The 25192-nt window shown below is 60.9% G+C and carries 22 protein-coding genes; 8 read left to right on the top strand and 14 right to left on the bottom strand.

All coding sequences use genetic code 11. The annotated features are described in order from the left end of the window. The 7 genes from ybeY to tsaB all read right to left on the bottom strand — a co-directional run bounded on the left by ybeY (nucleotide 1) and on the right by tsaB (nucleotide 5555). Entirely contained in the window at nucleotides 1-513 is a 513-nt protein-coding gene (gene ybeY, locus AB8B02_RS24130; protein ID WP_093757733.1) for an rRNA maturation RNase YbeY, read from the bottom strand. A gap of 65 nt (nucleotides 514-578) precedes the next feature. Continuing rightward, complete coding sequence (locus tag AB8B02_RS24125; RefSeq protein ID WP_068730036.1) at nucleotides 579-1634, bottom strand: PhoH family protein; 1056 nt, start codon at nucleotides 1632-1634, stop codon at nucleotides 579-581. 4 nt (nucleotides 1635-1638) lie between these two features. After that, complete coding sequence (gene miaB, locus AB8B02_RS24120; protein ID WP_439065370.1) at nucleotides 1639-3057, bottom strand: tRNA (N6-isopentenyl adenosine(37)-C2)-methylthiotransferase MiaB; 1419 nt, start codon at nucleotides 3055-3057, stop codon at nucleotides 1639-1641. A gap of 104 nt (nucleotides 3058-3161) precedes the next feature. Further along, a complete protein-coding gene (locus AB8B02_RS24115; protein ID WP_439065369.1) occupies nucleotides 3162-3866 on the bottom strand; it encodes an HAD family hydrolase in 705 nt (234 codons plus the stop codon). A 13-nt stretch (nucleotides 3867-3879) separates the two neighbouring features. Next, nucleotides 3880-4332: a Fur family transcriptional regulator gene (locus tag AB8B02_RS24110; protein WP_068730031.1), complete on the bottom strand. Its 453-nt coding sequence runs from the start codon at nucleotides 4330-4332 to the stop codon at nucleotides 3880-3882. Nucleotides 4333-4374: 42 nt separating this feature from the next. Next, the gene (gene rimI, locus AB8B02_RS24105) at nucleotides 4375-4860 is read right to left on the bottom strand and encodes a ribosomal protein S18-alanine N-acetyltransferase (RefSeq protein ID WP_439065934.1); all 486 of its coding nucleotides are present in this window, start codon (nucleotides 4858-4860) and stop codon (nucleotides 4375-4377) included. After that, a complete protein-coding gene (gene tsaB, locus AB8B02_RS24100; protein ID WP_439065368.1) occupies nucleotides 4860-5555 on the bottom strand; it encodes a tRNA (adenosine(37)-N6)-threonylcarbamoyltransferase complex dimerization subunit type 1 TsaB in 696 nt (231 codons plus the stop codon). The genes rimI and tsaB overlap by 1 nt, the downstream gene beginning before the upstream one ends. 377 nt (nucleotides 5556-5932) lie before the next feature. Between tsaB and AB8B02_RS24095 the strand changes: the two genes are divergently transcribed. After that, nucleotides 5933-7612 (top strand): methyl-accepting chemotaxis protein, encoded by a 1680-nt coding sequence (locus AB8B02_RS24095; RefSeq protein WP_439065367.1) that lies wholly within the window; start codon nucleotides 5933-5935, stop codon nucleotides 7610-7612. Nucleotides 7613-7686: 74 nt separating this feature from the next. Here the strand turns inward: AB8B02_RS24095 and AB8B02_RS24090 are convergent, their stop codons facing one another. From AB8B02_RS24090 to murJ, 4 genes are all read right to left on the bottom strand, one after another. After that, nucleotides 7687-8256 (bottom strand): NifU family protein, encoded by a 570-nt coding sequence (locus tag AB8B02_RS24090; protein WP_439065366.1) that lies wholly within the window; start codon nucleotides 8254-8256, stop codon nucleotides 7687-7689. A 136-nt stretch (nucleotides 8257-8392) separates the two neighbouring features. Beyond that, a complete protein-coding gene (locus AB8B02_RS24085) occupies nucleotides 8393-8887 on the bottom strand; it encodes a universal stress protein (RefSeq protein WP_089263331.1) in 495 nt (164 codons plus the stop codon). Nucleotides 8888-9043: 156 nt separating this feature from the next. Further along, the gene (gene trpS, locus AB8B02_RS24080; protein WP_093757729.1) at nucleotides 9044-10096 is read right to left on the bottom strand and encodes a tryptophan--tRNA ligase; all 1053 of its coding nucleotides are present in this window, start codon (nucleotides 10094-10096) and stop codon (nucleotides 9044-9046) included. An 88-nt stretch (nucleotides 10097-10184) separates the two neighbouring features. Beyond that, nucleotides 10185-11738, bottom strand: coding sequence for a murein biosynthesis integral membrane protein MurJ (murJ, locus tag AB8B02_RS24075; RefSeq protein WP_439065365.1), 1554 nt, complete (start codon nucleotides 11736-11738; stop codon nucleotides 10185-10187). Between the two features lie 160 nt (nucleotides 11739-11898). Here murJ and AB8B02_RS24070 point away from each other — a divergent pair, with 160 nt between their 5' ends. Continuing rightward, entirely contained in the window at nucleotides 11899-12900 is a 1002-nt protein-coding gene (locus AB8B02_RS24070) for an adenosine kinase (RefSeq protein ID WP_439065364.1), read from the top strand. Between the two features lie 162 nt (nucleotides 12901-13062). Here AB8B02_RS24070 and AB8B02_RS24065 read toward each other — a convergent pair whose 3' ends face one another. Beyond that, entirely contained in the window at nucleotides 13063-14247 is a 1185-nt protein-coding gene (locus AB8B02_RS24065) for a serine hydrolase domain-containing protein (protein WP_439065363.1), read from the bottom strand. Nucleotides 14248-14521: 274 nt separating this feature from the next. Here AB8B02_RS24065 and AB8B02_RS24060 point away from each other — a divergent pair, with 274 nt between their 5' ends. Together AB8B02_RS24060 and AB8B02_RS24055 are read left to right on the top strand one after the other, a co-directional pair. Further along, nucleotides 14522-14851 (top strand): hypothetical protein, encoded by a 330-nt coding sequence (locus AB8B02_RS24060; protein ID WP_439065362.1) that lies wholly within the window; start codon nucleotides 14522-14524, stop codon nucleotides 14849-14851. Between the two features lie 154 nt (nucleotides 14852-15005). Next, a complete protein-coding gene (locus AB8B02_RS24055; protein ID WP_439065361.1) occupies nucleotides 15006-16496 on the top strand; it encodes an NAD-dependent succinate-semialdehyde dehydrogenase in 1491 nt (496 codons plus the stop codon). A gap of 210 nt (nucleotides 16497-16706) precedes the next feature. Here the strand turns inward: AB8B02_RS24055 and AB8B02_RS24050 are convergent, their stop codons facing one another. Next, nucleotides 16707-16919 carry a hypothetical protein gene (locus AB8B02_RS24050; protein WP_089263345.1) on the bottom strand — a complete coding sequence of 71 codons (213 nt, stop codon included), beginning with the start codon at nucleotides 16917-16919 and terminating at the stop codon, nucleotides 16707-16709. Between the two features lie 276 nt (nucleotides 16920-17195). Here AB8B02_RS24050 and AB8B02_RS24045 point away from each other — a divergent pair, with 276 nt between their 5' ends. The 4 genes from AB8B02_RS24045 (at nucleotide 17196) to AB8B02_RS24030 (ending at nucleotide 22809) form a co-directional block, all read left to right on the top strand. Beyond that, entirely contained in the window at nucleotides 17196-17552 is a 357-nt protein-coding gene (locus tag AB8B02_RS24045; protein WP_089263347.1) for a hypothetical protein, read from the top strand. 67 nt (nucleotides 17553-17619) lie between these two features. After that, entirely contained in the window at nucleotides 17620-17970 is a 351-nt protein-coding gene (locus AB8B02_RS24040; RefSeq protein ID WP_439065360.1) for a hypothetical protein, read from the top strand. A 532-nt stretch (nucleotides 17971-18502) separates the two neighbouring features. Then, nucleotides 18503-19633 (top strand): efflux RND transporter periplasmic adaptor subunit, encoded by a 1131-nt coding sequence (locus AB8B02_RS24035; RefSeq protein ID WP_439065359.1) that lies wholly within the window; start codon nucleotides 18503-18505, stop codon nucleotides 19631-19633. An 8-nt stretch (nucleotides 19634-19641) separates the two neighbouring features. Beyond that, the gene (locus tag AB8B02_RS24030; protein WP_439065358.1) at nucleotides 19642-22809 is read left to right on the top strand and encodes an efflux RND transporter permease subunit; all 3168 of its coding nucleotides are present in this window, start codon (nucleotides 19642-19644) and stop codon (nucleotides 22807-22809) included. 42 nt (nucleotides 22810-22851) lie between these two features. On the opposite strand, the gene AB8B02_RS24025 is transcribed toward AB8B02_RS24030, so the two are convergent. Beyond that, entirely contained in the window at nucleotides 22852-25044 is a 2193-nt protein-coding gene (locus AB8B02_RS24025; RefSeq protein WP_439065357.1) for an SLC26A/SulP transporter family protein, read from the bottom strand. Between the last annotated feature and the right edge of the window lie 148 nt (nucleotides 25045-25192).

Raw genomic sequence — 25192 nt, 5'->3', positions numbered from 1 at the left:
TCAGGTCACCCGATCCTGATCTGCATAGGGGTCCGGGATCCCGAGCGTTGCCAGGATCTCGCGCTCCAGCGCTTCCATCTCTTCGGCTTCGTCGTCCTTCTCATGATCGTAACCGACCAGATGCAAGAAGCCGTGAATGGCGAGATGGCTGAGATGGTTGGCGAAGCTCTTCTCTTCTTCGTCAGCCTCGCGGCGCGTGGTCTCGTAGGCAATAGCGATGTCGCCGAGCATGCGCGGCATGTCATCGGGCTCGTCTGCGCCTTCGGGCGGCTGCAGCGCCGGGAATGACAGCACGTTGGTCGGCTTGTCGATGCCACGCCAGTTCTGGTTCAGCGTGCGGATGCCGGCATCGTCGGTGAGCATGATGGCGAGTTCGGCGTCGGCCGTATCGGTATCGACCATGGCGGCGGCAGCTTCGATGGCGCGGTGAATCACGGCGTCGGCATCGGCCTCCGCAGACCAGCAATCGGCGACAACAAGAACCTCTGTCGCGGGAGATGAATAGGTCGGCATCGGTATCGAACTTCTTTCGCGAACGGACCCGATTCCGGGTCCGCCGTCAGCGTATGAGTGTGTCATCAGGTCTTTGTAGCGACCGCCTTCTGCGGCGTTCCTTCGTAGGCGGCGACGATGCGGGCCACGAGTTCGTGGCGGACCACGTCTTCGCCCGTGAATTTCACCTGCGAGATACCCTGCACGCCGTCGAGCAGACGCGCGGCTTCGGCGAGACCCGAGGTCTGGCCGTTGGGCAAGTCGACCTGCGAGGGATCGCCGGTGATGATCATGCGGCTGTTCTCGCCGAGACGCGTCAGAAACATCTTCATCTGCATTGAGGTGGTGTTCTGCGCTTCGTCGAGAATGATTGCGGCATTGGTCAGCGTGCGACCGCGCATAAACGCAAGCGGCGCGATTTCGATTTCGCCGGTCTGCAACGCGCGTTCGACAATGCGCCCGTCCATCAGGTCATACAATGCGTCATAGATCGGGCGCAGATAGGGATCGACCTTCTCGCGCATGTCACCGGGCAGGAAGCCGAGCCTTTCGCCGGCTTCCACCGCCGGACGCGACAGGATGATGCGATCGACTTCCTTGCGCTCGAACAGCATCGCCGCTTGCGCAACCGCAAGCCAGGTCTTGCCGGTACCGGCGGGGCCGATGCCGAACACCAGCTCGTTGCTTCTCAGCGCGCGGATATAGGCGTCCTGCGTCGCGGTGCGGGCACGCACCGGGCGCTTGCGCAGATTGATGGTGTCGAAATTCGAGGCGGCTGCTTTCGATCCCTTGGGATCGAATGGAAACAGCGTGCCTTGTGCCAGCGTCGCGCGGATCGTGCCTTCGACATCGCCGGGGGCAAGGTCATGGCCCTGCACCGCTTGCGCATAGAGCGTTTCGAGGACGCGCCGTGCGGCATCGCAGGCGTCGCGGGTACCGGTGAGGGTGATGTGGTTGCCGCGGGAATCGACGACGACATTCAGCCGGCGTTCGATGATCGCGAGGTTCTGGCCATAAGGCCCGACCAGCGAAGAGGCCGCCCGGTTGTCATCAAAGTCGATGACGACCTGCGTCTCGGCCTGCGGTGGAGTATCGAGTTTGCGAACAGCGAGCGTAGACGAATCCGATGCGCTTTTGGCCAAGAATTCAGGCTCCCGTGACGGTGTGAGAACGGACTGGCTGCAACACTGGTGGTACTGGAGAACTAGCAACTGGAGGTGATGCGAGGCTGCCGAGCAGGCTGTAGCGCTCAAGGCTCTCAATGGTGACCGGAAGCACTTGGCCGATGATGTCGTCGGAGGCCATCACATGGGCCGGCTGCAGGTAAGCGGTACGCCCGACAATCTGGCCGGGATTGCGCGCGGGGCGTTCGAACAGCACATCCACAGTGCGTCCAATCGTGGCCGCGTTGAAGGCCGATTGCTGGCTGTCGATCAGGTTCTGAAGCCGCACCAATCGCTCGTCCATGTCAGCCTGTGACACCGTCTCCTGCAAATCCGCGGCCGGCGTTCCCGGACGCGGCGAATACTTGAACGAATAAGCGCCAGCGTATCCGATTTGTGTGACGAGCGCGAGCGTGGCTGCAAAATCTTCCTCGGTCTCGCCCGGGAAGCCCACGATGAAATCAGAAGTAAAAGCAATGTCTTGCCGCGCGCCGCGAAAACGGTCGATGACGCGGCGATAATCTTCGGCTGTATGTTTCCGGTTCATGGCCGCCAGAATGCGGTCGGAACCCGACTGCACCGGCAGATGCACGAACGGCATCAGCTCCGGCAAATCGCGATGCGCCGATATCAGCGTGTCCTCGACGTCGCGGGGATGGCTGGTGGAATAGCGCAGCCGGGCGATGCCGGGAATTTTTGCGAGGCGATAGAGCAGCGTGCCCAGTGCCCACGGACGGCCGTCGGGACCCTCGCCGTGATAGCCGTTGACGTTCTGGCCGATCAGCGTGATCTCGCGCACGCCGTTATCGGCGAGCCGCTGCACGTCGTCGATGATCTTCGCCACCGGGCGCGAGACTTCGGAGCCGCGGGTGTAGGGCACGACGCAGAAGGTGCAGAACTTGTCGCAGCCTTCCTGCACGGTAACGAAAGAGGAAATGCCGCGGGCACGAATCGCTGCCGGCTTCGGCGGCGGCAGGAAGCCGAACTTGTCCTCGACCGGAAATTCGGTGTCGAGCGCGCGGCCGCCGGCTTTCGCCTGCTTCAGCAGCGCAGGCAGGTTGTGATAGCTCTGCGGCCCGACCACGACATCGACAACAGGCGCGCGGCGAATGATCTCGTTGCCCTCGGCCTGCGCGACGCAGCCGGCGACGACCACGTTCATCTTGCGTCCGGCCTGCGCGGCTTCTGCCTTGGCCACGCGCAGCTTGCCGAGCTCCGAATAGACCTTCTCGGACGCCTTCTCGCGGATGTGGCAGGTGTTGAGGATCACCAGATCCGCGTCGTCGACATTGGCCGTCTCGACGAAGCCTTCAGGCGCCAGCGTGTCCACCATGCGCTGGGCATCGTAGACGTTCATCTGGCAGCCGTAGGATTTGATATGCAGCTTACGCGGCGCGGTCATGGAACCTGTAATGGGCTGGAAATGCGCTTGCTGCGCAGCGCTCAATTATAGGCTAACGTCCGGAAAATCCAGCATTTCTGCAAAATATAAGTGCTCGCAATGGCTTAGACGAGGCCGACGGGCTCGCCAGCCAGTGCGCCCCTGGCCACCAGGCCAGGGAGTTGCCGCATATCGTCGAATACGAGATGGGCTCCAGCGGCCGTCAGGACTGCGGCGGTGGTCGGGCTGCAGTGGCCGCCGCCGTGATAGCCGAACACGGTCATGCCGGCTGCGATGCCCGCCGTCACGCCGGGAATGCTGTCCTCGATCACCACGCAGCGCTTGGGTGCGGCATTCATTTGCGCGGCGGCAAACAGAAACAGATCGGGCTGCGGCTTGCCGCGCTCGACCTGCAGAGCGGAAAACAGATGCGGATCGAAACGGTCGAGCAGCCCGGTCGTGGTGAGGCTGCTGCGAATGCGTGTCGGTGTGCCCGAGGATGCCACGCAAACCGGCTGCGACAAGATCGCGAGTGTCTCGGCAATATGCGGGATCGGCTGCAGCTTCGCGCCGAACACCTCGTCGATCGTGGCTTTCAGCGTCGCGGTGTAGTCGTCAGGCAGCACGCGGCCGAGCTCGGTCTCGACTTCCAGGCGCGCCTCGCGCGCGGACCGGCCGAGGAAACGCTCATGCACCTGATCGGCGGTGATGGGATAACCGAACTGGGTCAGGACATCTGCGTGGACGACGCAGGCGAGGGACTCACTGTCGACGAGCACGCCGTCACAATCGAAGATGACGAGATCGAAGCGCGAAGAAACTGCACTCACTTGGTTGATTCGCTCACTTGGTGGTTTTGTCCTCGTCGAGCGGCACGCAATACAGCTCCAGCCGGTGATCAACCAGCTTGTAACCGAGCTTCGCGGCGACTTCAGCCTGCAATTTCTCGATTTCTTCAGACGTGAATTCGATGACGGTCCCGTCACGCAAGTTGATCAGATGATCGTGATGGCTGTCACGCATCGTCTCGTAGCGCGCGCGGCCTTCGCGAAAATCGTGACGCTCGATGATGCCGGCGTCTTCGAACAGCTTCACAGTGCGATACACCGTCGAGATCGAGATCTTGTCATCCACCGCAACGCAGCGGCGATACAGTTCCTCGACATCGGGATGATCGTCGGCTTCCGCCAGAACGCGTGCAATCACGCGGCGCTGCTCCGTCATGCGCATGCCGGTCGCGGCGCAGCGCGCCTCGATACCAGCAGACTTCATCGCAGATGATTTCAGTGCAGTCATGATCCGGATCCCATCGTGGCTTCTTTTGCCACTCCGCAGGCGTCAGGACAAGTCGCGCCGCATCACCAACGCATTCAATTCCGCTCCATCCGCTTCCTTGTAGTAGCGTTCCCGGCGTCCCGCGACTGCGAAGCCGGTTCTGTCATAAAGCCGCCGCGCGGGTAGATTGTTTTCCTCGACTTCGAGGAATACGGTACGCACGCCGCGACCGGCCAGATGGCCGAGATGGGTGAGAAACAGATCGCGCGACAGGCCGCGGCCGCGATGAGCGGGCGACACGGCAACGGAGAGAATCTCGGCTTCATCGGCAGCGATTCGTGAGACGGCGAAGCCAATGAGGCGGCCGCGCAGTTTCAGCCGATGCACGAGGGTGTTTTGTTCGCGCAGCATCTGTTCGAATTCCCCGGCACCCCAGCCGCGATGGAAGGATGCCGCATGCAGTTGTGCGAGTTGTCGCGCGTCGCGCAGCGTGGCGGGCTCGACCACAGCATTGCCGTGGCCGAACAGGCGCGACCACCAGGCCGGCATCATGATGCGGCTAGTGCGGCCTGCTGCATCAGGCTGCTTTGCGGCTTGGCGTCGGGTGCGCGCAGATAATAGGGACGCGCCAGCGCGGTCTCCGGATTCACGGCGGCACCAAGCCATGCCACCCATGAGATTTCGGGAGCAGGTTGCATATCGACGCGCAGCGGCGCCGGTGCATCGGACGGCCAGCGCGCGGCCAGGATCTCTGCGGCATTGCCGACCAGATACGGTGCGCCGAACTGCGCGGCCTCAAGGGCCTCGTCGATGGGGATGACGCCCGGCCGCACCAGCGAGGTGCCGTTACCGCTGACGACCTGGAAATAGACATGGTCATGCCGCGCATCGATGGCGGCGATGACAGGCGCATCCATGTTCTCACTGACGACGGGTGCCGCATAGGCCGTCAGTGTGGTGATGCCGACCACAGGCTTGCTGGCCGCCAGGCCAATGCCGCGCGCCGCCGACAGGCCGACGCGCAGGCCGGTGAAGCTGCCGGGGCCGGTGGTGACGGCGATACGGTCGAGGTCGGCGAAGGCGATGCCGGAATCCGCTATGACGCGCCCGAGCAGTGGCATCAGCGCTTCGGCGTGACCGCGCTTCATCGGCATGGACTCATGCGCAATGAGCTTGCTGGTGCGGGTGTCGAGGATGGCTGCGGCGCAGGCATCGAGGGCGGTATCAATGGCAAGGATCAACATAAAAGAGACGCTACCACGGCTTGCGAGGGTTTGCGCCTGCCACTCGCAGAATATCGCTCCACGCGCAATGGTGCTGTGATTCGCTTTGCTGCCGGAGAGGGGCGGCAGCTTTGGCGTGCATCCACTACTCGCTTTCTCATAAAGATATTTCACAAGATACGATAGCGAGACCACGAAAGTTCCCGTGAGCGAAATGGGCTCGTGGAACAGCTTCAGTTTCACTCTGGTTAAAAGCTTCACTTAATAAATTCTTCGGAGATCGATGAGATAAGCATACCGTTTGGAAGCGACATTTCGCGGATGCGTGTGGCTTTCATGCGGGCTGAAATTATTCGTCTAATTTTTTGGATACGATTATATTTATGGGAGGCGATCCGATGCTGCATTGGTTGAGCAGTTCAGAGGCGCGCGAGGGGCGGGCCCTGGCGGCAGCGATCAAAAAATCGCAAGCCGTGATCGAGTTCAGCGCTGACGGCACGATCCTCGGAGCCAATCCAAACTTCCTGTCCGCCCTTGGATATACGCTGGAAGAAATCGTCGGCAAGAACCACAGCATGTTCGTGACGCCGGAAATGAAGAGCAGCGCGGAATATCGCGCGTTCTGGAATAACCTCAATCGCGGCGAGTACCAGGCCGGCGAGTTCAAGCGTCTCGGCAAAGGTGGCAAGGAGGTCTGGATCCAGGGTTCCTACAACCCGATCCTTGGGAATGATGGCAAGCCCCTGAAAATCGTCAAGTTTGCCATGGATACAACTGCAGTGAAAACCCGCAGTATGGACGATGCCGGCAAGATCGCAGCCATCGGTCGTTCGCAGGCTGTCATCGAGTTCAAGCTCGATGGGACGATTGTCACGGCCAATGACTTGTTCTTGAATGTCATGGGTTACAATCTCGCGGAAATCGAAGGCAAACATCACAGCATGTTTGTCGATCCCGCAACCCGCGACGGCGCGGCCTATCGCGAATTCTGGGCCAGCCTCAATCGTGGTGAATATCAGGCCGCCGAATACAAGCGGATCGGCAAGAACAGCAAAGAGGTCTGGATTCTCGCGACCTACAATCCAATCCTTGATGAGACAGGCCGGCCAATCAAGGTAGTCAAGTTCGCGTCAGACGTTACCGATCAGAAGCTGCGCACGGCGAATTTCTCAGGTCAGATCGAGGCCATCGGCAAGTCGCAGGCCGTGATCGAATTTAGCATGGATGGCATCGTTCTCAGCGCCAATGAGAATTTTCTGGGCGTGCTCGGTTACGCGCTCTCGGAAATACAGGGCAAGCACCACAGCATGTTCGTTGTGCCGAGTGAGCGCGACGGTGCCGACTATCGCGAATTCTGGGCGGCGCTCAAGCGGGGTAACTACCAGGCGGCGGAGTACCAGCGGATCGGTAAGGGCGGCAAACAAGTCTGGATACAGGCTTCGTACAATCCGATCCTCGACCTCAATGGCAAGCCCTACAAGGTCGTGAAGTATGCCACCGACACCACGGCGCAGGTGATCGCGCGCATGAAGAGCGAACGCGTCCGCGCGATGATGGAATCGGTCGCCGCTGGCGCTGAGGAACTGAACGCGTCGGTGCGCGAAATCTCTGAGGCCATGATGAAATCAAAGACCACGGCGATGTCTGCGGTGGGCAAGGTCGAGTTGGCGGACGATCAAGCGCAGCGTCTCAGCACGGCAGCGCAGGCGATGAGCGGGATCGTCGAGCTGATCGGCAACATCACCGGGCAAATCAACTTGTTGGCGCTGAATGCCACCATCGAATCGGCGCGTGCCGGTGAAGCCGGTCGTGGCTTTGCGGTCGTTGCATCGGAGGTGAAAAATCTGGCCAACCAGGCCAAGCAGGCGACCGATAAGATCGCCAGCGAGATCGGCAGCCTCAATGGCATTTCGAGCGATGTGGTCGACGCGCTGAGCGCGATCAAGCAGGAGATCCAGAACGTCAGCGAATATGTCACCGCAACGGCGGCTGCCGTCGAAGAGCAGAGCACGGTGACGAACGAAATGTCATCGAGCATGCAGCGGGCCGCAGAAGAAGCCGCAAGTATCGGCCGCTAAACGAAGGCTGGTTCCAGAAACGAAAATGCCCGGGATTGTCCCGGGCATTTTGATGTGTCGCGGTGCGACCGAACTTACATCGGGCGGACTTCGATCACATCCGGCACGAAGTGCTTCAGCAGGTTCTGGATGCCGTGCTGCAGGGTCGCTGTCGATGACGGGCAGCCGGCGCACGACCCCTTCATGTTCAGATAGACGATGCCGTCCTTGAAGCCGCGGAAAGTAATGTCGCCGCCGTCATTCGCAACAGCCGGGCGCACGCGGGTCTCGATCAGGTCCTTGATCGTATCGACTGTCTCGGCGTCTTCCTCATTGAAGAATTCCTCCTCGTCGTCGGAGATCACATCGCCGCTCACGCTGCCGTCGGCCATGAGCGGCGCGCCGGACATGTAGTGCTCCATGATGGCGCCGAGGATCGCCGGCTTGAGGTGCTGCCAGTCGCTGTCGTCCTTGGTCACGGTGACGAAGTCGGAGCCGTAGAACACTGACGTGACGCCCTTCACGGCGAACAGCTTTTCGGCCAGCGGCGAACGCGTTGCGGCTTCCGGTGAGGTGAATTCCATGGTGCCGCTGTCGAGCACATCGCGGCCGGGAATGAACTTCAGCGTGGCGGGATTGGGGGTAGCTTCGGTCTGGATGAACATCGGTCTCTCCTGCGTCGCCGGTTCAAGGCCGGCGCGTGAGTATCCCCTAGCAGATGGCGACGAAAAACGCACGATCAAGGCGCGAAATCGCCGAATTCGGCCTATTTCGCAGTCCCTTAGCCGTCCAAAAGGGTGGTTACGACAGGGCGTCGATGTCGAGGTCGCTCAGGGCGCCCGACACGATGACGACCGGCACCGGAAACGAGCCGACCAGCTTGGCCATCATGGTGACGATCGGGCCGGGGCCTTCCGCGCCGGCCGAGGCAGCCAGCACCAGCATGGAAATGTCGACGTCCTTGTCGATTACGTCGAGGATTTGCTCGGTGGGATCACCCTCGCGGATCACGCGTTCAGGGGTGATGGCGGCGATGCCATTGGCGCGGCCTGAGGCGCGGTCCAGCGCGGCATTGGCACCTTCTTCCGCTTCGGCCTTCATGACATCGGCAACGCCGAGCCATTGCTGGTTGCGATCTTCGGTGTCGATGATGCGCAGCATCACCACGCCGCCACCGACACGAATGGCCCAGCGACTGGCGTAATATACTGCGCGATCCCATTCCTCGCTGTCATCGACGACCACGAGGCATTTCGGCTTGTGGCCGCTCTCATAACTACGTCGCTGGGTGCTCATGCATGTCCCGATGCTGTGGCGTGTCTGATGCGCCAGAATGTGAGCGGCTTGGCAATGACGTCATGCTGCCACGGCGCAGCGGCGTTCGACAAGCGCGACGCAAGGATGACTTGCGTCGCGTCGATTGTGGCAGAGAAAAGGAATGCGATAGCAAATTTACCGCTTGTGGACGAAGCCGATGATGTCTTTCACGGACTTGATGGTTTCGGCGGCAATGACACCTGCGCGTTCACCGCCATCGGCCAGAACCTGATCGACATAGGTCAGATCGGATGTCGTCAGCCGCTTCATCTCGCCGGCGATAGGTGACAGTTTTTCGACAGCGAGATCGACGAGGCTCGATTTGAAGCCCGAAAACTGCGCGCCGCCGAACTCTGTGAGAATGTCAGCCTTCGACCGGTTGGATAGCGCCGCATAGATGCCGACGAGATTGTCGGCTTCCGGACGCGGCTCAAGGCCCTTCTCTTCCGACGGCAATGGTTCCGGATCGGTCTTCGCCTTGCGGATCTTCTGCGCAATGGTGTCCGCATCGTCCGTGAGGTTGATGCGCGAATTGTCCGACGCGTCCGATTTCGACATCTTCTTGGTGCCGTCGCGCAGGCTCATCACCCGCGTGGCGGGACCAGTGATGACAGGCTCCGGCATCGGGAAGTAAGGGCCGTCATGGCCCTGCGCTGCGATGGATTCGGAGAAGTCGTTGTTGAACTTCTGCGAAATGTCGCGGCACAGTTCGAGATGCTGCTTCTGGTCCTCGCCGACCGGAACGTGCGTGGCGCGATACAGCAGAATGTCCGCAGCCATCAGCACCGGATAGTCGTAGAGACCCACGGACGCGTTTTCGCGGTCCTTGCCGGCCTTTTCCTTGAACTGGGTCATGCGGTTCAGCCAGCCGAGGCGGGCGACGCAGTTGAAGATCCAGGCCAGCTCGGCATGGCCGGAAACCTGGCTCTGGTTAAAGATGATCTGCTTCTTCGGATCGATGCCCGAGGCGATGAAGGCGGCGGTCACTTCACGGGTGTTGCGGCGCAATTCATCCGGGCCGCCCCACACGGAAATCGGCACGGTGACGGCATGCATATCGACCACGCAGTAGATGCAATTATGCGTCTCCTGCAGTTTGACGAAATTCACGATCGCGCCGAGATAGTTGCCGAGGTGCAGATTGCCGGTCGGCTGGACGCCCGAAAAAACCCGTTGAGTAAAAGCCATCGTCTAGTTCCTGTGCGCCCGTGGTGGAATGCGGGCCAAGGGGCGTGACTTGCCATAGGCGCCGGGCGGCGTCCATTGCCAATCTGCCCTAGCCGGCCGCCGGTGATCGCTTGAGGGCGCCGCGGACTTCGGCCCAGCGCACGGCGCCGGAGAGGGTGAGCAGTGCTGCGTAGATTGCCAGCCCGCCAACGATCAGGAGACCCAGCAGGCTCGCTCGTACCAGGCCGTGGGCCTGCGCCGTCCAGGGCAAGGCAATATGCGCGGCGAGCCATAGCAGGCCGCCCATGGTCAGCGACGACAGGACAATGATCGGCAGTCGGCGTCTTGCATCATGGTCGGGCGAGAAGCCGAAAGCTGCTGCGCTCCGGACGATCAAAAAGATCGCGCTGCCCCACGCAGCCAGAGCGATCGCCGCCGCGATGCCGCTCGTACCGAATGGCCTATTCAAAACCAGTGCGAAGATGATTGCGATTACCAAACCGACGAGCGTCGCCAGCAGTGGCGTCGTCGTATCCTCGCGTGCGAAGAAGGCGGGCGACAGAGCTTTCACAAGCACCTGAGCGGGCAAGCCCAGCGCCAACCATATCAGCGCACTTGCAGTCGAGACCGTGTCGCTCGCGCCGAACGCGCCGTGTTGAAACAGACACTGCACGATGAGATGGCTCAATATCATCAGTCCGAGCGTAGCCGGCAATGCGAGACCGATCGCGAGTTCAAACCCGCGCGATTCCGCCTGCGCGATGGCGGCTTGATCGTCTGATCGCACGGCGCGCGTCAATGCGGGGACCAGCACAGTGCCCATGGCCGTGCCGACGATGCCGAGCGGCAGTTCAATCAGGCGGTTCGCGAAATACAGCCACGACACGGCAGCCGGAGTCGTCGATGCGATGATTGCGCCGGTGACGATGAGAAGCTGCGGCCCGGAATTGGCGACCATGCCAGGCAACGCCTTGCGGAAGAAGCCGCGCATCTCGCCATCGAGCGACAGCCGCAAAGGCGCCGCAAGATTGCCGCCAGATTTCCGCAAGATCAGCATCAGCAATTGCAGCAGCCCGGCAATGCCCACCGTGGCCGCCATGGCCATAGCGGCAGTGTCTGGCTCTTGCCGCCACACTAGCAGTAGGGCCATGACGGCGATCAGGGCGATGTTGAAGAGCAGCGGCGAAAATGCGGTCACCGCGAAGCGTTGTTGCGCGTTCAGCAGTCCCATCATGACAGTGACGGGGCCGGCGAAGGCGAGATAGGGCAGCATCAATCGCGCATTCTCGACGGCGAGCTGCAGCGTCGGCTGGCCGACGAAACCCGGGGCAAGCATTGCGATCACGAGCGGCATCGCAAAGCCGATCAGGATCGTCGCGACGATCAGCGCAACGCTAATGGTGCCGAGCACACGACCCGCAAAAGCTGTGGCTGCGACAGCGCCCTGCGTCGTCTGGATGCGCAGCCAGGCCGGAATCAGCGCCGCGTTCAGCGCGCCCTCGGTGAGCAGTCGCCGGATCACGTTGACGAGCTGAAATGCGACCAGAAAAGCATCCGCGACCGGGCCTGCACCGAGCAGCGCGGCGACCATGGCGTCGCGGGCAAAGCCCAGCAACCGCGATGCCAAAGTGCCCGTGGAAACGGTCAGGATGGAACGGATCATAGAACCATCGTAAGGGGCTGTCCTTGCTGGTGCGGGGCAGAACGTGATAGTCGCTGCAGCCATCAAACCGGCCTTTACCGACGGCTCAACTTGGGCGACCGCGAGACGAGTTGAAACGGATTTTCAGCCTCATCGCAATTGCCGCAACGGGATATTCTTAATGACCTCAGCAAAATATGACGTGCTCGGAATCGGCAACGCGATTTTCGATGTGCTGGTGCAGGCCGACGACAAGTTTCTCGCCGCGCATGAGATGACCAAGGGCGGTATGGCGCTGATCGACGAAGCCCGCGCCACCGCGATCTACAAGGCGATGGGCCCTGCCACCGAAATGTCCGGCGGTTCGGCCGCCAATACCATCGTCGGCCTCGCCAGCCTCGGCGCCCGCGCGGCCTATGTCGGCAAGGTCAAGGATGACCAGATCGGCACGCTCTATACCCACGACATCCGCGCCGCTGGCGTCGCTTTCGATACAAAGCCTGCGACGGGCGGCCCGGCCACCGGCTGTTCCTACATCCTGGTGACGCCCGATGGCGAGCGCACCATGAACACCTATCTCGGTGCCGCGCAGGATCTGACGCCCGACGATATCGATGCCGCTGCAGTCGCTGCCTCGTCGATCGTCTATCTCGAAGGTTATCTGTGGGATCCCGCCAGCGCCAAGGAAGCCTTCGTGAAGGCCTCGAAGATCGCCCATGACGCCAAGCGTCAGGTCGCATTGACGCTGTCGGACGCGTTCTGCGTTGGTCGTTATCGCGCCGAGTTTCTCGACCTGATGCGTTCGGGCACCGTCGATCTCATCTTCGCGAACGAGGCCGAACTGACCTCGCTTTACGAAACCACGGATTTCGATGCGGCGCTCAAGCAGCTCGGCCAGGACATCAAGCTCGGCGTCGTCACCCGCAGCGAGAAGGGCTGTGTCGTGACATCGAGCGATGGCGTCGTTGCAGTGCCTGCACACAAGATCGAGAAGCTCGTCGATACCACCGGTGCAGGCGATCTGTTCGCGGCGGGCTTCCTGTTCGGCATGGTGCGCAACGCCGGGTATGAGAATGCCGGCAAGCTCGGCGCGATGGCCGCTGCCGAAGTCATCCAGCATATCGGCGCGCGTCCCCGGGTTTCGCTGAAGGACCTGGCGGGCAAGAACGGGTTGCCGGTTTAAGACTGCATTTCTTGGGTTTTCTTCTCTGTCGTCATGCCCGGCCAGCGCGAAGCGAGCTTCGCTAGGTGTGCCGGGCATCTACGTCTTGGCAAGAGAGGAAAGTCGTGGATGGCCGGGTCAAGCCCGGCCATGACGTGGTGAGAGATCAACGCATCGCGGCTCTCACGTCGCCTTCTTCGCGTCCAATCCCGCATACACCGCGCGTTCGAAATCCGAAAACACCTTCAAACAAGTCGAATCCGCAAACGGCAGCACCTGCATCATGATGACGCCGGTGATATCTCGCGCTGGATCTATCCAGTAGTAGGTGTTAGCGAGGCCGGCCCAGGCAAGGCTGCCGGCGCTGCGGCCTTCGGCTGACTGCGCCGTATTGATCATGAAGCTGAGCCCGTATTTCTTGTCGATGCCCGGAAGGAAGTCGACATTGTTACTGGCGGTCGGTACCGCTGAAGCCATCGGCGTCATGTTGAGTTCGCCGATGTGGTTTTGGCTCATCAGCGCGACGGTCTCTGGCTTTAATATCCGATTGCCGTTTCCGGTCCCGTTATTCAGCATCATTTGCGTAAACTTGATGTAGTCGGGGGCGGTGCCATAGAGCCCCCCGCCACCGGCGAAGAATTCCGGATCCTGTTTGATCTCGAATGGGATCGGGGTCAGTGCACCGTCGGCGCCGCGGCTGTGCATGGCAACGAGGCGCTTGCGCTGGTCGCCGCCAATCACGAAGGCGGTGTCGGTCATCCCAAGTGGCGCCAGCAAATGGTTCTGGAAATAGGCGTCCAGGCGTTCGCCGCTGACGGCCTCGACGACCTTGCCGACGAAGTCGATATTGGTGCCGTACTCCCAGCGGGTCCCGGGATCGCGCATGATCGGCGCCTTCATGGCGGCGTTCAGTCCGGAGCGAAACGGCGGAATGCCGGTTGTCTCAAGATAGCGCACCATGTCGCCGTTCCACATGTCGTAACAGAAGCCGGCGGTGTGGGTCAGCAGATGCCGCAAGGTGATCGGCTGACGCGGCGGACGTAGTTTCGGAGTGCCTTCGCTGTCGAAACCATCCAGCACCTGCGTCTCCGCGAGGTCCTGAAGCATGGTCGCCAGCGGTGCGTCCAGCGTCAATTTGTCCTGCTCCACCAGCTGCATCGCTGCAGCGGCCGTAATCGCCTTGGTCATGGAGGCGATCCAGAACACGCTGTCCGGCGTCATGGTGGTATCTTTGGATGCGTCGCGCTTGCCGAATGCTCCTTGGTAAATGATCTCATTCCGCGTCGCAGCCACCGTCACGGCACCTGGAATCGCGCTGGTTTCGCTGGCTTGCTGCAGAATCCGGTCAATCTCGACTTGAACTGACATCCGTTTCCTCTCCGATTTTCTTTGATCTTACCGATGTGCGGCGTGAACATTCAACTTGGGCGCGAGGTCGTCGGTCTCGCGGATGTGATTACATTTGCGCTGGTTTTAGCATTTGAGGGGAACCATATCGGGCCTGGGGGCGAGTTTGATCGCGCCTTGGAACGAAATTGGCGCAGCTGTGTTCAAAAAATGACGTGAACGTCAAAGCGCTTTCCGACACTAACCCGTAAGACCATGAGTAACACGTGCAGCGTGTCAGCTGCGGAGACCGACGATGATCGCGAACTGGACCGACTGGAAACATTATCCCCGCGCTTCCCGTGGCGAGAGCATCGAGGCCCCGATCGGTCCAGGAATTTTCGAAGTTCGCGTGGCGCAGACCGGCGCCCTGTTCGCTTTCGATGCGGCTGATAATCTGGCGCAGGCGCTGGCGAAGATTTCGGCCCCGCCCAAATCGTTTATTTCCTGGTTCGGTCGCAGCGACGCAGCGATGCTGCCGGAGCTGGAATACCGCACCTTCTCCACGACCAACCGTGCCAACGCCCGCATCGCTTTCGAGCGAATGATCGATCGGCGCGAGACCTATATGCGCGGCGCGGCCTGATCGGGCTTGCGGCGTTCTGCGACTGTTGAATTCGGGCGTTAAATACCCCTGCGGGCGATAGCTGCCATTCGCCGCCAAGGGGCGCTTTCGGGCCTATACTCCTCTACAAGTCCGCGGCTATACGTTCGCGACACTTTCCGCAGGAGAACCGCCCATGTCACCGACCTCAGCCGCACGCCAGTCCACCGCCCCTTCGCTGCGCGACCGCCTCAAGGACCCCTCGCTGCTGCGCGACAAGTGCTACATCGACGGCGCCTGGGTCGGCACGGGCGAGACCTCGGTGACCAATCCGGTCAATGAGATTGAAATTGCCAAGGTGCCCAATATGGGCGCCAAGGAAACGACGCAGGCTGTCGAGGCCGCCGAAAAGGCGTTTCCTGCCTGGGCTAAGTTCACCGCCAAGCAGCGCTCCAACATCCTTCGCAAGTGGTTCGAGCTGATCATCGCCAACCGCGAGGATCTCGCGCTGATCCTGACCACCGAGCAGGGCAAGCCGCTGGCCGAAGCGCTGGGCGAGGTCGATATCGGCGCCGCTTATATCGAATTCTTCGCCGAGGAAGCCCGCCGCGTCTATGGCGAGACCATCCCGACCCAGCGTGCCGATGCCCGGCTCCTCGCCATCAAGCAGCCGATCGGCGTCTGCGGCGCCATCACGCCGTGGAATTTCCCGAACTCGATGATCACCCGCAAAGTGTCGCCGGCGCTGGCCGCCGGCTGCACCGTGGTGATCAAGCCTGCCAACGAGACGCCGCTGTCGGCGCTCGCGCTGGCTGAACTCGCCGAGCGTGCCGGCGTGCCGAAGGGTGTGTTGAACATCATCACCGGCGACGCGTCGGCGATCGGCCTCGTGCTCTGCGAACATCCTGCGGTGCGCTTCGTCGGCTTCACCGGCTCCACCAATGTCGGCAAGATCCTCTACAAGCAGGCTTCGGTCGGCGTGAAGAAGCTCGGCCTTGAACTCGGCGGCAACGCGCCCTTCGTGGTGTTCGACGATGCCGACATCGACGCCGCCGTCGAGGGCGCGATCGTGTCGAAGTATCGCAACATGGGCCAGACCTGTGTCTGCGCCAATCGCCTCTACGCTCAGGAAGCCATCTACGATCAGTTCGTCGAGAAGCTGGCGAAGAAGGTCGCGGCGATGAAGGTCGGCGACGGCACCGAACAGGGCATCACCCAGGGCCCGCTGATCAACGAGAAAGCCGTCGAGAAAGTCGAGCGCCACATCGCCGATGCGGTAAAGGGCGGCGCCAAGATCGTCACCGGCGGCAAGCGCCATGCGCTCGGCGGCACGTTCTTCGAGCCGACGGTGCTCGCCAATGTGAAACCGGATGCACTGGTCTCGCAGGAAGAAACCTTCGGCCCGCTGGCGCCGGTGTTCCGCTTCAAGGACGAAGCCGATGTCATCGCCATGTGCAACGCCTCGCCGTTCGGTCTGGCATCGTACTTCTATTCGCGCGATCTCGGCCGCGTCTGGCGTGTTGCGGAAGCGCTGGAGTCCGGCATGGTCGGCGTCAATACCGGCCTGATCACCACCGAAGTCGCTCCGTTCGGCGGCGTGAAGGAATCGGGCCTCGGCCGCGAAGGCTCGCATCACGGCATGGAAGAATATGTCGAGATCAAATACATCATGATGTCGGGAATCTGAGGCTTCGCGCCTTCCCAATTCTGAACCAGTCACCGTCATGCCCGGCCAACGCGAAGCGAGCTTCGTGAGATGCGCCGGGCATTTACGTTTTGCAGGCATGGTCAACGGCACGATCATGCCCTGCACAGATCAATGTCTGTTGCTGGGCCGTTTGCCGGCAAGTCCGACGGGCCGTCCGAGTTGATCGACTTCAGCTGAACCCGCCCTCGGTCAGTAGCAGCGACGTACGCGCACGCCATTGACCCAGACGGTGCGGCACGCGACCGCCACCGGGCGGCGCACCACAGCGGCGCCACGATAGCCGGCGCAGCCGGCACGGTAGACACCGCGTGCGCAGACGACGGCGTTGGCGTCGGTGGCTTCAAACGTCATCGTCGTGCCGAATGCGAGAACGGCTGCAACCATCATCAAGAAAGTACGCATGGTGATCTCCCGGCTGTGTTGGTTGGCAAACAAACGAAGAAAGGTTCGTGGGCTTCAGTAGGCGGAATTAAGAACGATCAAATGAGAAGTGGCTTCACGCGCAAAGAGTAGTTCGCAGGAGACGCAAAGGCTGCGTGGTCAATGAGAAATCTTGCGACGCCGCCTTGCGTCTCGATCCGACAGAACGTTTATTCAATCTCCTAAATACAAATCCTTGCCGACCAGAAACATGCGATGTGATGATTTCGCCCCGTGTTGATCTCAACAGGAGAAAGCATGTCGGATTTCAGAACCAGGTGGCTTACTTTTCACGGTCGGCATATCGAGCCCGCCTCAAAGGAAATATTTAGTCACGTCGAAAAGATGGTGATCGGCACTTTGATCATCTCGGCCGGGGCGCATGTGTCGAGCAATGAGCCCCTGATCGTCCTGTTTGGATATTTGCGCCACGGTCTTGTTGGCCGCGGTGTCATGCTGTTCGGAATCGTTCTGTTGCTGCTGAATTTCCTCGATGGCCTCTACAAACTCGCAAAGTTGGAATGGCACGTGGCGCTTCAGATCATCATGTCGCTCTGTTACGTCATTCTGTCTGTCCGATTGATACAGCTGATCCTTGCCTTTCGTGGAGAGTAACTGACGCGGTCGGTCATCGTTGTCGCGTAGCCTCAATCATCGTTGAGCGAATGGTGCAAGGACGCTGGTGCAAGCCGGCGAAAGCGATGCGCTGTTGCTGGCCAGGCACTGCACGATGCGGCCGCCACCCGGCGCTATGCCGCCGCAGAGCGATCTGATGTCGCCACCGCATGCTGATCTCATCACAAGCAATTCTTCGCGTGGCCGCATCGGCCGCAGCACGATAGCTGCAGGAGCAGCGGCGGCAGCAGGCGCAGCGGTTGTGGCTGCCGCAGCAGGTGGCGGAGCTGTGCTTTTCGCTGCCGCCTTTGGCGCGGCAGTGGCGGGCGCGGGCTTGGTAGCCGGTGGTGTTGCTTCTGTCTTGGGCGCTGCAGCAGGCGTTGGCGCGGTGGCCTTCGGTGCCGCAGTTGGCGCCTGAACTGCGCGCACCGCGCCCGCACATCCCGCAGAAAGACTAGCCATGTTCTTTTGCAGGCATTGCAGCGAGGCTTCTCCACCAGGAGGAACGCTTGAGCAATGCGCGATGTAATCCGAGCGACACTGCGTCTTGATCGCGTCACGCTGCGCCTGGCTCGGCGCTTGCGCAAAGGTGGGGCCCGCGATTGCGATTAGAATGATAGTAGCCATCGATACGCGATATCGCGCGGCCAAGCCGAACATGAAATTCATCGCTGAAATCCTCGTTGCTACCGCCCGGTTAGTCAGGGCAACTGCGTAAAATCTTCAAGAAGCGTGAGTTCTGAAAGGCATTCGCAAAACAACTTCGGTCCGACATCATTTTACGGTTTCGGTTTCACTACAAGTGGATTGTTGCTATTGATGCGGACGGCTGTCGTTTTTGGCCAAGGATTTTTTAAGAGTCTTTTGATTGAGGCAGGACAATGCGATTTATGCGCGCCTGTTCATCTGGACCGAAAACCCGCATTGAGCAGCTGCAGCATGTCACGGTCATGCGTGTTTCAAGCATCGCCCTGGCGAGTCTCTTTTTAAGTGCCTGCGAGCAAAACACTTTCGTGCCGCCACCGCCGCCGAAAGTTGAGGTGGCGGTCCCTGTGCAGCGCGGCATCACGCGCTTCCTCGAAGCGACAGGCAATACTGCACCGATCAAGAATGTCGATCTCGTGGCGCGCGTTCAGGGCGTTCTGCAGTCGATCAACTACCAAGACGGCTCCTTCGTCAAGCAAGGCACCACGCTGTTCACGATCGAGCCTGAGACATACCAGTTGAAGCTGGAACAGGCGCAGGCTGCGGAAGCCGGTGCGCAGGCGTCTGCAAAGCAGGCGGAAGCGGATTTCAAACGCCAGTCGGACCTCGTATCCCGCCAGGTTGTTGCGCAGTCAACGCTCGAGCAGTCGACGGCGACACGAGAGAATTCACAAGCCAATCTGCAGCAGGCGCAAGTCAACACCAAGATCGCGGCCGTTAATTACGGCTATACGAATGTCATTGCGCCATTTGACGGCATCGTCAGCGCACATCTGGTGTCGGTTGGCGAACTGGTCGGTGTCGCGTCGCCGACCCAGCTTGCGACGATCGTGCAGCTCGACCCGATTTATGTGAATTTCAACGTCAACGAACAGGACGTTCTGCGCATCCGGGATGAAGCCCGGCGACGCGGGCTGACGGTGAGCGATCTCAGGCAGTTGCCGATCGAGATCGGACTGCAGACCGAGACTGGTTTTCCGCACAAGGGCCAGATCGACTACATCTCGCCGACCATCAACCAGTCGACGGGTACGCTGCCGGTGCGAGGTGTTCTGCCAAATCCGGATCGCATCCTGTTGCCGGGTTTCTATGTTCGCGTTCGCGTGCCCATCGACCAGCAGGACAACGCTCTGCTGGTGCCGGATGTATCGCTCGGCAGCGATCAGGCCGGGCGTTATGTGCTGGTCGTGAATGGCGACAATGTCATCGAGCAGCGCAAGGTCGTCACCGGCCCGCTGGAAGGTGAGCTTCGCGTCATCGAAAGCGGTCTGAAGCCGGATGATCGCGTCGTCATTGCAGGCCTGCTGCGTGCCATTCCGGGGCAGAAGGTCGATCCGCAACTGAGAAAGATCGAAGCGCCGACCCCGATCAAATAGGACAGGCCATGATTTCGAAGTTCTTCATCGAGCGGCCGGTCCTGTCCAATGTCATCGCGCTGCTGATGATCCTGATAGGCGGCGTCTCGCTCTATGGCCTCGCTGTCGCACAATATCCCGATGTGGTGCCGCCGACCGTCCAGGTGACGACGCGCTATCCCGGCGCCAGCGCCAAGACCATCGTGGACACGGTCGCGCTGCCGATCGAACAGCAGGTCAATGGCGTCGAGGACATGCTCTATATGCAGTCCTACAGCGCTGCAGATGGCACCTATTCGCTCACGGTCACGTTCAAGATCGGCACCGATCTGAATTTCGCACAGGTGCTGGTGCAGAACCGCGTATCGAGCGCGCTGTCATCGCTGCCGACCGCCGTTCAGAATCAGGGCGTGACCGTTCAGAAGAAATCGACGGCGATCCTGTTGTTCGTGACACTGACGTCGCCGAAGGCGACCTATGACAGCCTGTTTCTGAGCAATTACGCCACGATCAACATCCGGGACGAGTTGTCGCGTCTGTCGGGGGTCGGCAATGTGACGGTGTTCGGCGCCGGCCAGTATTCGATGCGGATATGGCTGGATCCGAGCAAGCTGCAAGTGCGCGGGCTGATGCCGCAGGATATCATCCAGTCCATCCAGCAGCAGAGCCAGCAGGTTTCTGCGGGGCAAATCGGCATGCCGCCGACGCCCGCGGGACAGGCCTTCCAGTACACGCTGAACATCAACGGGCGGCTGGATGATCCCGGTGAATTCGAGGACATCATCGTCAAGACCGGCGACAATGGCGATGTCACGCGGGTCCGTGACGTCGGACGCGTCGAATTGGGTGCGCAGACCTACAGCCAGATCTTTTCGCTCAACCAGAAGCCAGCCGTCGGCATCGGCGTATTCCAGTCGCCGGGCGCCAATGCGCTCGAGGTGGAGAAGGCTGTCGAGAAGAAGATGGCGGCGCTGGCCACGCAATTTCCCGACGACATTAAATACGACACGCCGTTCGACACTACGAAATTCGTCCAGGCATCGATCAACGAGGTCTACAAGACGCTCCTCGAAGCAGGTTTGCTAGTGCTGGTGGTCATCCTGATCTTCCTGCAGGACTGGCGCGCGATGCTGGTGCCGGCGACCACTGTGCCGGTGACGATCATCGGCGCCTTCGCGGCGATGGCGGCGCTCGGTTTCACCATCAATCTGTCGACCCTGTTTGCCATTGTGCTGGCGATCGGCATTGTCGTCGACGATGCCATCGTGGTTGTCGAAGGCGCGGCGTACAATATCGAGCAGGGCATGTCCGGCCACGACGCGGCGATCAGCGCGATGGACAAGCTGTTCGCCCCGATCATCGGCATCACGCTGGTGCTGATCTCTGTGTTCTTGCCGGCGGCATTCCTGCCCGGGCTGACGGGGCGCATGTATGCGCAATTTGCACTGGTTATCGCGGCCACGGCGCTGCTCAGCGCCGTCAATGCGGCCACGCTGAAGCCGACACAATGCGCATTGTGGCTGCGCCGCCCGGTGCCGCCGGAGAAGCGCAATTTTTTCTATCGTGGGTTCAACAGGGTCTACGACCGGCTCGAACGGGGCTATGCCGCTCTGATCGGTCGCATGGTCGCGCACAGCAATCTCTCGGTTGTCCTGGCATTGATCCTGATCAGTATTGGCGGTTACGGCCTATCCCGGATTCCCACCGGCTTCATCCCGATCGAGGATCAAGGCTATCTGCTGGTCGCAGTCCAGCTGCCCGATGGTGCCGCGCTGGATCGGACTCAGCGTGTACTCGATCGGGTCAGTGAATTGGCCGCGAAGACGCCAGCGGTGGAACAGGTGGTTACCATCGCCGGCATCTCCGCGCTCGACAGCAGCTCCAGCCTGGCCAATGCCGGTGTCGCCTATCTGATCCTGAAAGAATGGAGCGAGCGCGGACCGGGACAGGATCTTCGTTCGTTGTTCGTTGGATTGAACGAGAGCCTGTCGGTGATTCCAGAGGCGCGCATTCTGGTGATCCCGCCGCCGCCCATTCAGGGCATCGGCAACGCGGCGGGCTTCGCCATGCAGATCGAACTGCGCGATGGCAATGCCGATTACAGCAAGCTGCAGGCGATCACCGGGGCGATTGTAGCTAATGCAGAGACGCAGAGTGCTTTGCAGCGCGTCAGTTCGCCGTTCCGCTCAATGGTGCCGCAATTCGATATCGAGATCGACCGTATCAAGACCCAGACCCTGCATGTCACGACGGATCAGGTGTTCTCAACCCTGTCGTCCTATCTGGGCTCGTCCTTCGTCAACCAGTTCAACAAGTTTGGCCGCACCTTTCAGGTCTACACACAAGCAGATGCCAAATTCCGGCTGACTGCCCGGGACATCGAGAACCTGATGGTCCGCAACCAGCAGGGCAACATGGTCCCGCTTGGCACCGTGGCGAAGATTACGCCTGCCGTGGGGCCATCGCTGATCAGTCTCTACAATCTCTATCCGACGGCGACGGTGATCGGCCTGCCAGCACAGGGCTACAGCTCCGGGCAGTCGATGGCATTGATGGAGCAGATCGCAGCGAAGACTTTGCCTCCGGGAACGGGATTCGAGTGGACGGCGATGTCGTATCAGGAAAAGATTGTCGGCAATCAGCTCTATTATGTATTCGGTCTTGCGCTGCTGCTCGTCTATCTGGTGCTCGCCGGACAGTATGAAAGCTGGTACGCGCCGATTTCGGTGATCCTGGCCGTGCCGCTGTCACTGCTTGGCCCGATGGCGGTGCTCACCGCGCTGCGGATCGAGAACAATCTCTACACCCAGATCGGCATTATCCTTTTGATCGCGCTGTCAGCGAAGAACGCGATCCTGATCGTTGAGGTGGCGATCGAACTGCACGTGCATGATCGCAAGCCACTACTGGAGTCGGCGGTCGCAGCTGCACGTGCGCGATTCAGGCCGATTCTGATGACGTCCTTCGCCTTCATTCTCGGCGTGCTGCCGCTGGTGCTCGCGACCGGCGCCGGCGCCAACGCCCGCAAGTCGATCGGCATCACCGTATTCTCGGGCATGCTCGCCTCGACCTGCCTTGCCGTCCTGTTCGTTCCGACCTTTTTTGTCGTCGTCCAAAGGTGGGAGAACTGGCGCGCCAGTCGCAAGGCAACGAAACCTGCCAATTCAACCGTCGGTGCCGGGGGCACCAACTCGTAGACGATCGTGACGTCTGTTTCAGATGCGCTGTGTCGGCTATTCTTACCTTCGCAACACTGCAATCATCCGGCTCGCAAATGCGAGCCTCTCCGCCATCACAGACACGAAATAGGTTAGCAGCTTCTGGCTCAATGCCGGATGGTTCTGCTTGATGTCCTCGAAGGCGTCGGCGCGCAGCAGATACAGCACGCTGGCGATCTCTGCCTGGATGGTGGCGCTGCGCGGTGCATAGGCGACAAGGCCCATTTCGCCCACTGTCGTGTAACGCCCGAGGCTGCGCACCCGCGTCAGCTTGCCATCGCCCGCCGGCACCATGATGCCGAGTCGGCCGTCCAGAATGAAGTGCATGGAATCGGCAGCGTCGCCAGCCTGAACGATGATCTCGCCGGCAACGACCTCGACGCGCTGGCAGCGTCGCATCAGTTCTTCGGAATCGTCGGCGGTGCGCAGGATCTTGGTGAACCAGTCGCGCAAGTTGGCTTCTTCTTCCGCGAGTCCACGATGCCGCGCGATCACCTCGTTCTCGCACCACTCCAGCGCGTGATCGAGTTCGCCCATGACCTTGACGGCGTCATCGATGAACAGGCTGGCGCGCAAATTGCGATTGGCTGAGGGATGAAGATTGGCGAGCACCAGCGTGGTGCCGTGGCCTTCGGCGATGCGCTTGATCTGGGCGAAGCTGTGGGCGGCCGACGAATCGATGCCCGTCACCAGCTTGAAGTCGAAGACGAGATAGTGGCACTCGGGATGACGGCGCAGCAGCGCCTTGACATGCAGATAGAGCCGGTTGGCCGAGCCGAAGAACAAATAGCTCTGCAGGTTAAGGCCCTGGATTTCGCGGCCATGCGCCGCCAGCGTACGCTGATCCTCAAGTGATCGATCGAGCGAACTGCGATATTCGGAGCCATCGAAACCGTATTTGATCGAGGATACCCGCGATACGCTGAGCGCAAAGGTGGCGCAGCCGATCACGATGCCGATCAGCACGCCGGCCACGAACCCCCATGTGAGAATAATGATGATGATTGCCAGCAGGGACAGGTAGTCGAGCAGCGACAGCCGCTTGCGGGAGTCGACGATCCAGCGATGGAGCTGCTCGAGGCCGAGATACAGCAGCAGGCCGCCGAGCACGAAGCGCGGCATATAGGCCAGCAGCGCGGGGTCGACGACGAGCATCAGCGCGGCTGCCGCGGCGACGGTGAGGCCCGAAAGCCGCCCCGTGGCACCGCTGTTGCGATTCAGGAGCGAACGGCTGATCGAGATGCAGCCGGCATAGCCTCCCAGTACCCCGGCCAGGATATTGGCCGCCCCGGTCGCATTGAGCTCGCGTTCGATATCGGCTTCCCGATGTGCGGCGACTTCGAGGCCCGTCGTATTGAACAGGGTACTCACGGCCGTCACGAAGATCACAGCGATGAAATTGCCGATGAGTCCGGGCAGCGCCTGCCATGGATAGCCGTCGCTGAAGAAGGCCCAGGGTAAGGTCAGGTTGGCCTTGGGCGGCGATGCGAAGGTCCAGCCCATAGCCTGTGCCTCGATCACGGACACACCGGCGATCTTGAAAACTAGATGAGCCGCTATGACGCTCCCGATGAGAATCATCGGCAGGCCTAGTGGCTTACGGGACCGATGCCAAGTCGCATAGATGGTCAGTGCCACGGCTGCCGCGGCCAGCAACTCGTAGAAAATCATCGGATTGGCGAGTTTTGCCAGGTTCGTCCATTGCAGCTTGTAGCCGGTGATCACCTGAATGGCGCCGGTGACGATCAGGCAGGCGGTGGCTCCCAAAAATCCGCCGATCACCGGATAGGGCACATAGCGGATAGCGCGTCCCATGCGGGTAACGCCGAAGCCGCACAGCACAATGCCGGTGATGATCGTGGCCGAGGATAGGGTGATGAGCACCGGGCCAAGCAAGGCAGACGGTGCATCGGCCGTAACGATGTGCTCGACCAGAGCCGCCGCCAGGATGGCGGTGACGGCTGCGGTCGAGCTCTCGGGGCCGGCGACCGCGAAGGGGAACGAACTGCCAAGGGCGATCACGGCGGCTATGACGCTTGCAGAGATGAAGGTCGCGGCAATGCCGTAGGGCAGCAGCGAGGCCAGCGGCCCGGTGAAGATCAGCACCGAATAGGACAGGCCGAAGCTGATGGTGAGGACGCTGGCGATCAGGCCGCCGAACACGTCATTGCGCCAGGCGCGCAACACGCCCGGGCTGACAAGGGTGTCAGTCATGGGCGGCTACTTTCGCAATGACGGGCGATGAGGAGTGCGGGCCGGAAGTATGTCACGCGCGAACCTGTAGGAGCGCTGCGCGACAGGCGCAACCGCCGCCGTCTCTGGTAGACGACGGTGAGATGTACGGACAAGACTATTTTTATGA

It is taken from the genome of Tardiphaga sp. 862_B3_N4_1 (assembly GCF_051811085.1).
Taxonomy (GTDB): domain Bacteria; phylum Pseudomonadota; class Alphaproteobacteria; order Rhizobiales; family Xanthobacteraceae; genus Tardiphaga; species Tardiphaga robiniae.
The sequence above is the reverse complement of the archived record's forward strand: the minus strand, read 5'-3'. Positions and strand labels throughout refer to the sequence as shown.